This is a genomic window from Halomonas kalidii (assembly GCF_030010475.1).
GTDB lineage: Bacteria > Pseudomonadota > Gammaproteobacteria > Pseudomonadales > Halomonadaceae > Halomonas > Halomonas heilongjiangensis.
The window spans coordinates 459,241-473,890 of the sequence record NZ_JASCQN010000051.1 but is presented as its reverse complement, the minus strand read 5'-3'; the positions used below and the strand labels follow the sequence as shown (position 1 = coordinate 473,890).

Here is a 14,650-nt window from a genome sequence, read left to right as displayed (position 1 = left end):
TCAACAAGAGCGCATCCGCCCTGACGATGCGCGAGCCTGGGGGAAACAGTGAAGCATCTAACCATTGCCCAAAAGCTGATGATCGGCATCAGCATGTGCATGATCCTGATCGTCGGCGGTGCCACGGCCATTCAGTATCGCCTGTTCAGCGACCTGATCACCGACCGGGTCACCCGCGCCGAGTTGCCGGCGACCCTCGAAAGCATTCGCAATGACATCGAAGCCACATTGACCGGGCCGATCACCACGGCCCAGAGCCTCGCCAATAACGGCTATCTGCACGAGTGGCTGGCAGAGGGTGAGTCGCGGGCGGATGGCGAGCGCGCCGTGAACCACTTCGAACGGCTGCAGCAACGCACTGGGGCCAACACCGTCTTCTACGTGTCGGCGCTCAGCGGCAACTACTACACGGCGGGTGGGATCGAACGCACGCTGAACCGCGAACGAGACCCATGGTTCTACCACCTGGTCGACGATGCCGGCAGCCCCGACTACACGCTGGATGTCGATTCCGACGAGGGCGAACTGAAGGTCTTCATCAACCACGTGGTCGAGCTGGACGGCGAACGCGTGGGGGTCGCCGGGGTCGGCTATACCCTCGACGCCATGGCCGAGACGATCAGCAACTACCAGCTCGGCGAGACGGGATCGGTGTTCCTGGCAAGCCAGGACGGCATCATCAGCGTTCACCCCGAGGGGGCCTCCATGGCCGGCCAGCCGGTAGCGAACCTGCCCGGATGGGAGACCCAGGCCGACGAGCTGCTGTCCGGGGACGGCTATCGCTACGCCACCATCGCCGACGAACACGGCGCCGAACAACTGGTCGCGGCGATCGAGGTGCCCGGCACCGACTGGATCGCCTTCGCCCGGATACCCCGCAGCGAACTGTTCGCCGACCTTAATCGCGCGGTGCTGCTGGTCATCCTGATAGTGGCGGTGATCATGCTGGCGAGCCTGGTGGTCTTCGCGCTGCTGCTGCGCGCCCTGTTCCGCCCCATTCGGCGCACCGCGGAAGCCATGCGCGAGATCGCCGAGGGGGATGGCGACCTGACCCTGCGACTGCCCATGCAGGGCAGGGATGAAGCGAGCGAACTCGCCATCCAGTTCAACGCCTTCGCCGACAAGATGCATGACGTGCTCGCCCAGGTCAGGAGCAGCAGTGACGCCGTTCGGCATGCCGCCCAGGAGATCGCCAGCGGCGGGCAGGACATGTCGCGACGCACCGACCAGGCGGCGTCCAGCCTGCAGCAGACCTCGGCCTCGATGGAGCAGATCACCGGCACGGTGGAGAACACCTCGGCCTCCTCACGCGAAGCGAGCCACCTCTCGCAATCCGCTGCCCAGCTCGCCCAGGGCACCGGCGACACGGTATCGCACGTGGTAACGACGATGGGCGATATCCAGCACGCCTCCGAGCGTATCGGCGACATCATCAAGGTCATGGATGACATCGCCTTCCAGACCAACCTGCTGGCGCTCAACGCCTCGGTGGAAGCGGCCCGCGCCGGCGAGAGTGGCAAAGGTTTCGCCGTGGTGGCGGGCGAGGTTCGTCAACTGGCCACGCGCAGTGCCCAGGCCTCACGGGATATCCGCGGCCTGATCGAGGCCTCCGGCGAGAAAGTACAGGACGGCACACGGCTGGTGCGCGACGCCGGCAGTGCCATGCACGAACTCGTCGAGGTGGTGAACCGCGTGGCGGGCATGCTGGGAGAGATCAGCCACGCCACCACCGAACAGAGTGATGGCATCGGCCAGGTCAACATCGCCGTGGCCGAACTCGACCGCATGACCCAGCAGAACGCCTCGCTGGCGGAGGAATCCACCTCCGCTGCCGAACAACTCCGCGAACAAGCCGACCGCCTCGCGGAACTGGTCGGCAGCTTCAAGCTCAACGACGCACGGCAGGAAAGCCAGCGATACCTGGCATTGACGTAGATCCGCGAACCGGACGAAAGATCGTGGGCGACCGACATGGAGGTCGCTCGCCCTATCAGCCCATCCGGAGCAGTCCGGTAGGCAGCCTGCCGCAGCGACAGGTAAGTGAGTTATGGTGGGCCCAGCTGGACTCGAACCAGCGACCAAAGGATTATGAGTCCTCTGCTCTAACCAACTGAGCTATAGGCCCTTCCGGAAAGCGCCGAACAGCGCTGCCGTATGATAGCGAATGCCGATGCGCGAGGCCAGAACCTCGGTGCCGTGGCTCGTTCTTCTCGCCCCCTTCGGGCACTTCCGGCCAGTTCCCGTGTCTTCATGCCAGGACATGACCCCTCTGGAGATTTGCTGGTGACGAAACGACTTCTTGGCCTCGGCATGGGGCTCGGTGCGGTATTGCTGCTGGCGCTGCCGGCGGTGGCGGCGGCGTGGGAGCTGGACCCGGCGCAGTCGCGGGTGGCGGCGACGGTGGTGCAGATCGGCCCCGACGGGCCGGTCCCCCGCCATCACGAGGTGCGCCGGCTGGCCGGCAGCGCCGATGCCAGCGGTGCCCTGGAGCTGCCGTTACGGCTGAACCAGAGCGACGTGATCGAGAAGCTGGGGCCGCTGCCGCCCTGGCTCTCGGGCCTCACCGAACGCCCCCTGGCCACCCTGACCACCCGCTTCCCCCCCGAGCGGCTGGAGCGGCTGGCCGTGGGCGAGTCGCTGGTGGAGGTGCTCGAGCTCTCAGTGCAGTCGGGCAATGCCACCCGGCAGGAGCCGCTGGCGGTGCGCTTCACCCGGGAATCCGCCGACCGGATCCGGGTGACCAACGCCGAGCGGGTGGCGCTGGACGGCCAGGAGCTGATGGCCGACCCCACCCTGCGCTCTGTACTGCTGCTGCTCGGCTACGAGCGGATCGGCGACGAGGTACCGGTCAGTCTCGATGCCGTACTGGTACGGCGCTGATTCGCTGGCCGGCGGCTCGCGCTTTCGGCGTCTTCTTGCGGTGCATCTTGCCTTCAGCGAAGATGCCTCTGCCGTCACCCACGGCAGCCCCAGGCCACCAAATGAGACCCCATGTTGCTGCTCGTTGCATTCGCGACCCTGTCCATCGTCGTTTCCTTCCTCTGCTCGCTGCTGGAGGCCGCACTTCTCTCCATGACGCCCAGCTATGTGGCACAACTGCGTGACACGCGCCCGGAGCTTCACCAGCGGCTCACTCGACTCAAGCAGAATATCGACCAGCCGCTTGCCGCCATCCTGACCCTGAACACCATTGCCCATACGGTGGGCGCCACCGGCGTTGGCGCCCAGGTCACCGTGGTGTTCGGCGAGGCCTGGCTGGGTATCGCCTCCGCGGTGATGACGCTGCTGATCCTCTTCGTCTCCGAGATCATCCCCAAGACCATCGGCGCCACCTACTGGCGGCAGCTCTCCACGGTGATGGCGCCCATGCTCGACGGCATGGTCTGGATCCTCAAGCCCTTCATCTGGCTCTCCGAGCGCATCACCCGGCGCATCGGCAAGGACGTCCTCGACACCGACATGCGCGGGGAGATCAAGGCACTGGCCCAGATCGGCCAGGAGGAGAAGGCGCTGGACCCGGAGGAGACCCGGGTCATCGTCAACATCCTCAACCTCCACGACATCCTGGTGAAGAACGTGATGACCCCGCGCACCGTCTCGGTCACGGTCAGGCCCGGCATGACGGTGGCCGAGTTCGATGTCGAACTCGGCCGCTCACCCTTCACCCGCTTCCCTGTGATGGACGGCGGCGAGCAGGCGCTGGGCTACGTCCACAAGGCGGACACCTACCACGCCGAGGGCGACACCGACCTCAAGTCGCTGATGCACCCGGTCAAGTCGGTGCTCGCCGACGACAATGTCGAGCAGATCTTCACCACGATGGTGCTGGATCGCCAGCACCTCTGCGTGGTGTATGACGACCTGGGCACCTGGGTGGGCATCATCACCCTGGAGGACGTCATCGAGACCATCTTGGGTCAGGACATCGTCGACGAGACCGACAATGTGGCCAACCTGCGCAAGTACGCCCGGCAGCGCTGGACCAAGACCCTGAAGAAACAGGAAAGCTGAGCACGGCCCACCCGGACGAGGGGAGGCCGCAGCGATGCACGCCTCCCCTCCCGAGGCACCTCGGGAGGCTCACCCCATCGTTGCGCCTTCCGCCACGGCCCCGGTCTGCACCCGCCACTGGGCGGCGTAGCGGCCATCCCGGGCGAGCAGGTCGGCGTGGGTGCCCTGCTCCGCCACCCGGCCGGCGTCGATCACCACGATCTCGTCGGCGTGGACGATGGTCGAGAGGCGGTGGGCGATCATGATCACCGTGCGGCCGTGGCCGATCTTGCGCAGCGAGCGCTGGATCGCCGCCTCGGTCTCGTTGTCCACGGCGCTGGTGGCCTCGTCGAGCACCAGGATCGGCGGGTCCTTGAGCAGCGCCCGGGCCAGCGACAGGCGCTGGCGCTGGCCGCCGGAGAGGCGCACGCCGCGCTCGCCCACCGGGGTGTCGAGCCCCTGGGGCAGCGCCTGGATAAACTCCCAGGCTTCCGCCGTCTTGGCGGCATCCACGACCTGCGCCTCGTTCGCCTCCGGCCTGCCATAGGCGATGTTGTCGCGGATCGAGCCCTCGAACAGGTAGACGTCCTGGCTGACCAGGCCGATGGCCCCGCGCAGCGAGACCAGGCTCACCCCATCGATCGGCTGGCCGTCGATGCACACCCGCCCCGCGCTCGGGTCGTAGAAGCGCAGCAGCAGCTTGATCAGCGTCGACTTGCCGGAGCCGGTGGCGCCCACCAGCGCCAGGGTATGGCCCGCCGGCACCCGCAGGCTGACATCGTCGACCCCCACCCCACTTGCCGCATAGTGGAAGCGCACCGCCTCGAAGCTCACCTCACCGCGCACCGGTGCGGCCAGCGGCCGGCCGTGGTTGTCGCGCACGGTGATCGGCACCGCCAGCAGGTCGAGAATGCGTCGGGTACTGGCCATGGCGCGCTCGAACAGGTCGATCACCTCGGCCAGGCCCGTCAGCGGCCACAGCAGGCGCTGGGTGAGGAACACCAGCACGCCGTAGGCGCCGACGTTGAGGTCGCCGCGCAGCGCCAGCATGCCGCCCACGGTGAAGGTGGCGAGGAAGCCGGCGAGGATCGCCATGCGGATTACCGGGATGAAGGCCGAGCTGACCCGGATCGCGCGGCGGTTGGCCTCCACGTAGGCCTCGCTGGTGGCGCGCAGCCGCTCGGCCTCGCGGGCTTCGCTGGTGAAGCTCTTGATGGTGGCGATGCCGGCCAGGTTGTTGGAGAGCCGGCTGGCGAGATCGCCGACCTTCTCGCGCACGTCGGCGTAGAGCGGCCCCGCCTTGCGCTGGAAGAAGAAGGCACCCCAGATGATCAGCGGGATCGGCGTGAAGGCGAGCAGCGCGATCAGCGGCGAGATGACGAAGAACACCGCGCCCACCGCGACCACGGTGACCCCCACCTGGATCAGCGAGTTGGCCCCGCCGTCGAGGAAGCGCTCGAGCTGGTTGACGTCGTCGTTCATGGTGGCGACGAGCTGCCCGGAGCTCTGCGACTCGAAGAAGGCCATGTCGAGGCGCTGGGCGTGCTCGTAGGTGTCCAGGCGCATGTCGGCCTGCAGCCGCTGGGCCAGGTTGCGCCACAGGATCTTGTAGAGGTATTCGAAGATCGATTCGCCGGCCCAGATAAAGAAGGTGAGCACGGCCAGCATCAGGATCTGCTCCTGGGGCGTGTCGAAGCCGAGCCGGGCGACGAAGCTGCGCTCCTGGTTGACCACCACGTCGATGGCCACCCCGATGAGGATCTCCGGGGCGATGTCGAAGAGCTTGTTGATGATCGAACAGGTGGTCGCCGCGACGATGCGACGACGGTAACCCCGGGCATAGCGGAGCAGGCGCACCAGCGCCTGGAAGCTGTTGGCGGAAGCGGTGGAGGGCATGAATGTTTCCTTGTCGACAAGGGGAGCAGCTTACCGGAGAGTCGCCCGCCTCCACCAATGCCGCGCGCCGCTTCGGCTTCCGGGCGCGGCCCGGCGCTTGCATCGCCACTCGCCGATTCACCACAATGATGGGCTTCCCCCTCTCGCAAGGACGCTCGATGCTCGCCGAACTCTTTGCCGTCATGGCCCCCGTACTGGCCGGTGCCGGGCTGGGTTTCACCTGGATCCGTCTCGGCCATCCCTACCCGGTGGAGTTCGTCACCCGACTGGTCTTCAACATCGGCACCCCGGCGCTGGTGCTTGCCTCGCTCTCCGGCGCCGAGATCGATGCCGGTAGCTTCGGCCGCACCATGCTGGCCACGGCCCTGGTGCTGATCAGCATGGCGGGCCTGGCCTTCGTGCTCGCCAGGGTGCTGCGGCGCGACTGGCGGGTGCTGCTGGCCCCCACCATGTACCCCAACACCGGCAACATGGGGCTGCCGGTGGTGCTCTACGCCTTCGGCAGCGCCGGCTTCGCCTTCGGCATCACCGTGATGGTGACCGTCTCGCTGTTCCAGTTCACCGTCGGCAGCATGCTCGCCAGCCGTGGCAACCCGCTGAAGACGCTGGTCAAGACGCCCACGGTCTACGCCATCCTGATCTCGCTGGGCCTGCTGATCACCGACACCGCGCTGCCGCTGTGGCTGCACAACAGCGTCGACCTGATCTCCGGCTTCACGGTGCCGCTGATGTTGATCACCCTCGGGGTCTCGCTGGCCAGCATCCAGGTGAAGGGGCTGAAGTCGGGCATCGGCTTCAGCCTGATCCGCATTCCCGTCGCCGCCCTGGTGGCCTGGGGCATCGGCACGCTGCTCGGCCTGCCGCCGCTGGCCCAGAGCATCCTGATCCTGCAGATGAGCATGCCGGTGGCGGTGTTCAACTACCTCTTCGCGCTGCGCGCCGGCCAGGGGGCCGCCTATACCGCCAGCCTGGTGTTCTGCTCGACCCTGCTCTCGCTGCTCTATCTGCCGGCCCTGCTGGCGCTGCTGATGTACTGAGCCCGACCGGGCACCCAAGGCCGCCGAAGACCTGAGTGCCCATGCATCGCCCGGCAGCCTCAGCCCTGGCGGCGGCGGGCCAGGTGGGCGTGGAGCGCGCGCAACCCGAAGGTCCAGGGCGGCAGCCGATCGCTGCGATCGACGACGTTGACCAGGGCGCCGAGGCTCGGGGTGGCGATGGTCACCCGGTCGTTCAGATGGTGGGTGAAGCCCTGGCCCCGGCCATCGCGGTCCTTGATCGGCGAGAACATGGTGCCGAGGAACAGCATGAAGCCGTCCGGGTACTGATGGTGGGCACCGATGGTCTGGTCGACCAGTTCCAGGGGGTCGCGGCTGATCTCGCGCATGTCGCTGGCGTCCTCGAGCACGAAGCCGTCGTCGGCGCCCTCGATGCGCAGTGCGACCCGCGCCTGGCGCACGCTGTCGAGGGTGAAATGGTCGTCGAACAGGCGGATGAAGGGGCCGATGGCGCAGGAGGCGTTGTTGTCCTTGGCCTTGCCCAGCAGCAGGGCGCTGCGCCCCTCGATATCGCGCAGGTTGACGTCGTTGCCGAGGCTGGCACCACGCGGCGTGCCGCCGGGGTCCACCGCCAGCACGATCTCCGGCTCGGGGTTGTTCCATTGTGATGCCGGGTGCAGGCCGACCCGGTCGCCGAGGCCCATCGAGGAGAGCGGCTGGGCCTTGGAGAACACCTCGGCATCGGGACCGATGCCCACCTCCATGTACTGGGACCAGGCCCCCTTGGCCTGCAGCTCGGCCTTGAGCGCCATGGCCTCCGGCGAGCCGGGACGGATCTGCGACAGGTCGCCGCCGATCAGCGCCTGGATCTCCTGGCGGAGCTCATGGGCACGCCGGGGACTGCCGGCGGCCTGCTCCTCGATGACGCGCTCGAGCAGGCTGACGGCGAACGTCACCCCGCAGGCCTTGATCGCCTGGAGGTCACAGGGGGCCAGCAGCCGGGGGGTGATCCCGGGGTCGGCCAGGGAGTTGGCCAGCAGGGCCTCGACCGGCCCCAGGTCCTCGCCTTCGGCTCCGGCGGCGAAGGCGGCGGCATCGTCACGGTCGAGCAGGTCCGCCATGGTGGCGACGCGGGCCGAGATGTCATGCACCCGACCGTCGCGGACCACCACGATGGCCGGCCCGGGGGGCGGGGTGTCGCGCCACACCCGGCCGACCAGCAGGGCGCGGTCGAGGTCCTCGGGCAGGCAGTGACTCGGGGTGATGGCTTGCATGGTGGCTCCTGTCATGACGGTGGAAGGGAGAGCCTCCCGGCCGGGGTCACGGGCCCCCGACGGCGACGCTCGTCGAGCAGCGTGCCACAACTTTCGAGTGGAGGGTTATCGCGCCTCCCATCTAGGCTGTCACCATGACGCCACCACCAAGGAAGCCAACCGCGATGACCTCGATCACCCGCCTGGACGTACAGGACATCCGTTTCCCCACCTCACGCTCGCTCGACGGGTCGGATGCCATGAACGCGGCCCCCGACTACTCCGCCACCTACGTCACGCTGCACACCGAGGCAGGCCTCGAGGGCCATGGCCTCACCTTCACCATCGGCCGCGGCAACGAGATCTGCGTCAAGGCGGTGGAGTCGCTGGCGCCGCTGATCGAGGGGCGCACCCTGGCCTCGATCACGCGGGACATGGGGGACTTCTGGCATCACCTGACCAGCGGCGACAGCCAGCTGCGCTGGATCGGCCCCGAGAAGGGAGCCATCCACCTGGCCACCGCGGCCATCGTCAACGCCATCTGGGACCTGTGGGCCAAGTCGGAAGGCAAGCCGGTCTGGAAGCTGCTCGTCGACATGTCGCCCGAGCAGCTGGTGAGCTGCCTCGACTTCAGCTTCGTCACCGACGCCCTGACGCCGGGCGAGGCCCTGGCCCTGCTCAGGCGCCATGCCGCCGGCAAGGCAGCGCGGGAGCGAGAGATGCTCGAGCATGGCTACCCCGCCTATACCACCTCGGCCGGCTGGCTCGGCTACCCCGACGACAAGGTACGGCGCCTGGCCCGCGAGGCCCTGGCGGAGGGCTGGACCCACTTCAAGCAGAAGGTGGGGGGCGACCTCGAGGAGGACCGCCGTCGGGCACGAATCCTGCGCGAGGAGATCGGCTGGGAACGCCCGTTGATGATGGACGCCAACCAGGTGTGGGACGTCGACGAGGCGATCGCCAACATGCGCGAGCTGGCCGAGTTCGACCCGCTGTGGATCGAGGAGCCGACCAGCCCGGACGACATCCTGGGACACGCCGAGATCCGCCGCCGGCTGGCGCCGATCGGCGTCGCCACCGGGGAGCACTGCCACAACCGGGTGATGTTCAAGCAGCTGCTGCAGGCGGGCGCCATCGACTACTGCCAGATCGACGCCGCCCGCCTGGGCGGGCTCAACGAGGTCATCGTGGTGCTGCTGATGGCCGCCAAGTATGGCGTGCCGGTCTGCCCTCATGCCGGCGGCGTGGGCCTGTGCGAGTACGTGCAGCATGTCTCGCTGTTCGACTACATCGCCGTCTCCGGCTCCCTGGAGGGGCGGATCCTCGAGTACGTCGACCACCTGCACGAGCACTTCGTGGATCCCGTGGTGATCCGCAACGGCCGCTACCAGGCCCCGCGAGCCCCCGGCTACGGCATCACCATGCACCCGGAGTCGCTCTCCCGCCACGCCTATCCCGGCGGCGCCGCCTGGGCCCGGTAGTCGCTGTTCGGCTCGGCGGTGAAGCGCCCCCGGCGGCCCCGGCTCCGCCGCACCACGGCAGCCGGGAACACCACGCCCCCGAGAGAGTCCCTATGCTGGTAGGGGCATGCTGGTAGGGGCACGCCGCGCTGCCATGGAAATCACGCAAAGGGAGAACGGAATGGACAGGTCAGTGAAGCCGCCGCGGAGTTCGTTGCCGTCGACCACGTCACTGTCGACCGCCCTGCTGCTAAGCGGCGCCCTGCTGGCCGCCCCGGCCCAGGCCGTCGAGGTGCTCGAGGAGCGCATCGCCACCGACCACCATGACCTGCGCCTGGAGCGTGTCGCCTCCGGCCTCGAACACCCCTGGGCCATGGCGATGCTGCCCGACGGCCGCTACCTGGTCAGCGAACGCCCCGGCCGCCTGGCGCTGATCGACGAGACCGGCGAGATCACCCACCTCGACGGCGTCCCCGAGGTCAATGCCCGCGGCCAGGGCGGGCTGCTGGATGTGGTGCTGCATCCGCAATACGGGGATGGCGACCATGACTGGCTCTACTTCACCTGGAGCCAGGCCGGCGACGGCGGCACCGCCACCACCCTGAGTCGTGCCAGGCTCGACGGCGAGGCGCTGGCCGAGGTCGAGGAGCTGTTCGTCCAGAGCCGCTATTCCGATCCCGGCCGCCACTACGGCTCGCGGCTCGCCTGGCTACCCGACGGCAGCCTGCTGATGAGCATCGGCGATCGAGGCCGTGAGCCGCCCAGAGCCCAGGATGGCGGCGACCATGCCGGCAGCATCCTGCGCCTGACCGAGACCGGTGGCGTCCCCGAGGACAACCCCTTCGTCGACGATGAGACGACCCTCGACGAGCTCTACACCCTCGGCAATCGCAATCCCCAGGGGCTGACGGTGGCCGCCGACGGCACCCCCTGGTCGACGGAGCACGGGCCACGCACCGGCGACGAGCTCAACCGCCTCGAACCCGGCGAGAACTACGGCTGGCCCGAGGTATCCCTGGGATTCGCCTACACGAGTGACAAGCGTATCGGCCGTGACAGTGCCCCCGGGATGCGCGACCCGGTGCATGTCTTCGAGGGGCGTTTCGCGCCGTCCGGGCTGGCCGAGGTAACCGGTGATGCCTTTCCCGCGTGGCAGGGCGACCTGCTGGCCGGCGGCCTGCTCAGCGAGCGCCTCATCCGCCTCGATCTGGAAGAGGGCGCCGCCACCGGCAGCGAGGTGATCCTCGACGGCCAGATCGGCCGCATCCGCGACGTGCGCCAGGGGCACGACGGCTACCTCTACCTGCTCGAGGACGCTGCGCGCGGCGGCCTCTACCGGCTGGTGCCTGCCGACTGACCATCGACGCGCCCGCCAGCCTGGCCGCCGTCGCCTGGCTGGCCGGCATCCGCGCGCCCCGCTCCCGCCCACCCGATCGGATAATGCCATGCGCCTGCGCAACATCATCATCCTCACGGTCATCGTGCCGCTGTTCCTCATTCTGGTCGTCTTCAGCCTGGTCGCGATCAAGTCACTGGAGGACAACGTACGCTCCAAGCTGCAGACCGAGGTGCAGATCATCACCCACGCCATCGGTACCTCGCTGGGCTATGCCATGGAACGCGACACCCCGGTAGCACTGCAGGAGTCGCTGCACTCGGCCTTCTCCTTCCACCGCATCTACGGCGCCTATGTCTTCGACACCGAGGGCGAGGAGATCTATGGCCTGGGCCTCGGCAGGGCACTGTTCGACGCCGAGGACATCCGCGCCGTGGTCGACGCCGGCGAGCTCTCCGGCCACTACCGCCAGCACGATGGCTGGACCTACTACTCGGCCCTGCTGCCGTTGACCACGCCCGACGGCGAGATTCGCGGCGTGTTGCAGGTCAACCGGCTCAACACCGGTATCGAGAACTATACTGGCTTCATCAGCCTGCTGGCGGGGCTGGTCTTCGTCATCGGTGCCGGCGGTATCGTGTTCAGTATCTGGTGGGGCTTTCGCCGCCATATCGAGCAACCCCTCAACCGCCTGCTGGCGGTGATGGCCCGGGTCGAGGAAGGCGACCGCAGCCAGCGTGCCGTGATCGGCGGCCCCCAGGAGTACCGTCGCCTGGCCGGCGCCCTCAACGGCATGCTCGATGCCATGGCCGGAAAGGACGCCGATATCGAGGCGCGCCGGCTCAAGGAGATCGAACTCGAGAAGCGGCTGCGCAAGTCCCGCAAGCTCGCCGAGCTGGGGGTGCTGGCCACCGGTGTGGCCCACGAGATCGGCGCCCCGCTCACCGTGATCAATGGCCAGGCCCAGCGCCTCGCGCGCCACGGTGCGATCGGCGACGACGAGCGTGCCCGTCTCGATCGCATCCGCGGCGAAGTGGACCGCATCGTCGAGATCGTGCGTCAACTGATGGAGCTCGGGCGTCGCCACAACGTCGAGAAGGAGCGCCTGCCGCTGGATGCCCTGATCGAGTCGGCGCGGGAGCTGGTCGAGGAGGACCTGGAACGACGGGCCATTCGCCTGGAGGTGGACCTGCCGGAGCCGACGCCGCAGTTGCTGGTCAACGGCCAGCAGCTGATCCAGGTGCTGACCAACCTGCTTCGCAACGCGACCCAGGCCGACGAGGTCCACCGGGTGTGCCTTCGCGCTCGGGTGGAAGGCGATGAGCTTCGCCTGTGGCTCGAAGACGATGGCCCTGGCATCCTCGATACCGACAAGTCGAAGGTGTTCGATCCCTTCTTCACCACCAAGCCGGTGGGCCAGGGCAGCGGGCTCGGGCTCTCCATGGTCCATCGCATCATCAACGACCATGGCGGTACCATTGGCGTATTCGACAGCGAACTGGGCGGTGCCGGTTTCGAGATCGGCCTGCCGCTGTACGACACCATGCACAGCGATATCATCGAACGAGGAAGCGTGACGTGACGCGGAAGCACGCCTCTCCCCCCCCGGCCCCCATCCTGATCGTCGAGGACGATCCGGCAATCCTCGAGCTGCTCGAGGAAGAGTTACAGGACGCCGGTCATCCGACCCTCGGCGCAGGCAGCGCCGAAGAGGCCATCGCCACCCTCAGTCACAGTGAGGTGGCCCTGGTGATCAGCGACGTGCGCCTGCCCGGCATGAGCGGCATGCAGTTGCTGGAGCAGTTACGGGCGGACGGCAACCCAGTGGGCTTCATCGTGATCACCGCCTTCGGCACCATCGACCAGGCGGTAGAGGCGCTGAAGATCGGCGCCGACGATTTCCTGACCAAGCCGCTCGACCTGGAGGGGGTGCGCGAGGCGGTCTACCGGGTACTCGAGCATCGCCGACTGGCCGCGCGCTTCCGTCAGGATGCCCCCCCCGACCACTTCCACGGCATCGTCGGCGAGAGCGAGACGATGCAGACGCTGTTTCACGACGCCGCCCGCCTGGCCAGAAGCGATGCCCCCATCCTGATACTCGGCGAGAGCGGCACCGGCAAGGAGCTGCTGGCCCGGGCCATCCATGCCGAGAGCCCCCGCGCCGATGCCCCCTTCATCGGGGTGAACTGCGCCAGCATCCCCGCGGAACTGATGGAGAGCGAGTTCTTCGGCCATGTGAAGGGGGCCTTCACTGGTGCCGGCGACTCCCGCCAGGGGTTGTTCCAGGCCGCCCATGGCGGCAGCCTGTTCCTCGACGAGATCGGCGAGATGTCGCCCGGGCTACAGGCCAAGCTGCTGCGCGCCCTGCAGGAGAAGACCATACGCCCGGTGGGCGCCGAGCGGGAGGAGCCGGTGGACGTACGCATCATCGCCGCCACCCACCGCGACCTCGAGCAGGAGATCGAGGACGGCAACTTCAGAAGTGACCTCTTCTATCGCCTGGAAACCTTCTCGCTGCGCATCCCACCGCTGCGCGAGCGCAACGGCGACATCGATCGCCTGGTCGCGGCATTGATCGACAAGCATGCCGAGGCCCAGGGCAAGACCATCGACAAGGTCGACCCCACCGCGCTCCAGGCGCTGCTCTGCTACCCCTACCCGGGCAATGTGCGCGAGCTGGAGAACGCCATCATGCGCGCCGTGACACTGGCCGAAGGTGGCCGGCTCAGCCACGCCGACCTGCCCGAGCGCATCCGTGGCCATGGAGCAGAGCAGCGCCGCAGCGCCAGCGAGGCCCAGGCCAGCCATGCCCTGGCCCCGAGCGCCGCGCAACAGGGCTGGCCGAGCCTGGAAGACGTCGAGAAGCGCTATATCCGCAAGGTGCTCGAGGCCACCGGCGGCAACAAGCGCCGCACGGCCGATATCCTCGGTATCGCCAGGCGCACCCTCTATCGCCGCCTGGAAGAGGAGGAGTAAGACGACCGGCCCGAGAGGTGCCTGCCTGGAACCAAAAAAGGCCCTTGCGGGGAGCAAGGGCCGACGGGGCGTCAACTCGGTCAGCGGCTAGCTGAGGGGATGGCGGCGGGACCGCCGACCGCGCCATGCGACGCCAAGAGGTTTCGTCAAGAAAAGCCTCTTCCCTGAAGCCTCCATCCCTGGAGTGCCCCGGTGGTAACCACCGGGGCGTGCTCCCTACAGCTGCTTACCAGCTGCTGTCCTCGTCATCTCCTGCGGGATTGTCCCACTCCTCTTCCTCGTTCTCTTCCTCGATCATCGGATCGTTCGTGGGATCGCTCTGCGCGCCGGCGCCGGGATCGGGACTCGGCATGGGCTCGCCGCCATCGCCGAAGCCGGGCTCATCGGACGGTGCGGCCTCCCCCGGTGCGGCCGGATCGGCCGGGGCAGTCGGATCCATGGTCGGATCGGACGGTGCCGCCGGGTCAGCCGGCGCCCCCGGATCGGCCGGTGCCGCCGGATCGGCCGGAGCAGCCGGATCGGCAGGGTCAGCCGGGGCAGTCGGATCCATGGTCGGATCGGACGGGGCCGCCGGGTCTGCCGGCTCAGCCGGCGCCGCGGGGTCGGCCGGTGCCGCCGGATCCTCTTCGTGAAAATCGGCGAAGGCCAGCGGGCTAGCCATCAGGCCGAAGGAAACACCGAGAACACCGAGCTTCTTGAGAAAGTCCTGAGACATCATCTTGCACCTCCATTCACTTCCATTCG

General features: G+C 67.9%; 11 protein-coding genes and 1 tRNA gene. 8 read left to right on the top strand and 4 right to left on the bottom strand.

Annotated features, from left to right (window positions below):
• Nucleotides 1–48 precede the first annotated feature (48 nt).
• Nucleotides 49–1,935, top strand: a complete 1,887-nt coding sequence (locus QLQ85_RS18785; protein WP_282740385.1) for a methyl-accepting chemotaxis protein — start codon at nt 49–51, stop codon at nt 1,933–1,935.
• A 113-nt stretch (nt 1,936–2,048) separates the two neighbouring features.
• Here the strand turns inward: QLQ85_RS18785 and QLQ85_RS18780 are convergent.
• A tRNA-Ile gene (locus QLQ85_RS18780) sits at nt 2,049–2,125 on the bottom strand.
• A 158-nt stretch (nt 2,126–2,283) separates the two neighbouring features.
• Between QLQ85_RS18780 and QLQ85_RS18775 the strand changes: the two genes are divergently transcribed.
• Nucleotides 2,284–2,880 (top strand): hypothetical protein, encoded by a 597-nt coding sequence (locus QLQ85_RS18775; protein WP_282740384.1) that lies wholly within the window; start codon nt 2,284–2,286, stop codon nt 2,878–2,880.
• 111 nt (nt 2,881–2,991) lie between these two features.
• Nucleotides 2,992–4,011, top strand: coding sequence for a CNNM domain-containing protein (locus QLQ85_RS18770; RefSeq protein ID WP_282740383.1), 1,020 nt, complete (start codon nt 2,992–2,994; stop codon nt 4,009–4,011).
• Between the two features lie 69 nt (nt 4,012–4,080).
• Here QLQ85_RS18770 and QLQ85_RS18765 read toward each other — a convergent pair whose 3' ends face one another.
• Entirely contained in the window at nt 4,081–5,886 is a 1,806-nt protein-coding gene (locus QLQ85_RS18765) for an ABC transporter ATP-binding protein (protein WP_282740382.1), read from the bottom strand.
• Between the two features lie 158 nt (nt 5,887–6,044).
• On the opposite strand from QLQ85_RS18765, the gene QLQ85_RS18760 reads away from it, so the two are divergent.
• A complete protein-coding gene (locus QLQ85_RS18760; RefSeq protein ID WP_282721121.1) occupies nt 6,045–6,923 on the top strand; it encodes an AEC family transporter in 879 nt (292 codons plus the stop codon).
• Between the two features lie 59 nt (nt 6,924–6,982).
• On the opposite strand, the gene QLQ85_RS18755 is transcribed toward QLQ85_RS18760, so the two are convergent.
• A complete protein-coding gene (locus QLQ85_RS18755; RefSeq protein WP_282740381.1) occupies nt 6,983–8,155 on the bottom strand; it encodes a fumarylacetoacetate hydrolase family protein in 1,173 nt (390 codons plus the stop codon).
• 164 nt (nt 8,156–8,319) lie between these two features.
• Between QLQ85_RS18755 and QLQ85_RS18750 the strand changes: the two genes are divergently transcribed.
• The 4 genes from QLQ85_RS18750 (at nt 8,320) to QLQ85_RS18735 (ending at nt 13,906) form a co-directional block, all read left to right on the top strand.
• On the top strand, nt 8,320–9,615 hold the full coding sequence (locus QLQ85_RS18750; protein WP_282740380.1) for an L-fuconate dehydratase: 1,296 nt from the start codon (nt 8,320–8,322) through the stop codon (nt 9,613–9,615).
• Nucleotides 9,616–9,775: 160 nt separating this feature from the next.
• A complete protein-coding gene (locus QLQ85_RS18745; RefSeq protein WP_282740379.1) occupies nt 9,776–10,951 on the top strand; it encodes a PQQ-dependent sugar dehydrogenase in 1,176 nt (391 codons plus the stop codon).
• An 88-nt stretch (nt 10,952–11,039) separates the two neighbouring features.
• Nucleotides 11,040–12,512, top strand: a complete 1,473-nt coding sequence (locus QLQ85_RS18740; protein WP_282740378.1) for a sensor histidine kinase — start codon at nt 11,040–11,042, stop codon at nt 12,510–12,512.
• Nucleotides 12,509–13,906 carry a sigma-54-dependent transcriptional regulator gene (locus QLQ85_RS18735; protein WP_282740377.1) on the top strand — a complete coding sequence of 466 codons (1,398 nt, stop codon included), beginning with the start codon at nt 12,509–12,511 and terminating at the stop codon, nt 13,904–13,906. The genes QLQ85_RS18740 and QLQ85_RS18735 overlap by 4 nt, the downstream gene beginning before the upstream one ends.
• A 226-nt stretch (nt 13,907–14,132) precedes the next feature.
• On the opposite strand, the gene QLQ85_RS18730 is transcribed toward QLQ85_RS18735, so the two are convergent.
• Nucleotides 14,133–14,624, bottom strand: a complete 492-nt coding sequence (locus tag QLQ85_RS18730) for a hypothetical protein (protein ID WP_282740487.1) — start codon at nt 14,622–14,624, stop codon at nt 14,133–14,135.
• Nucleotides 14,625–14,650 lie beyond the last annotated feature (26 nt).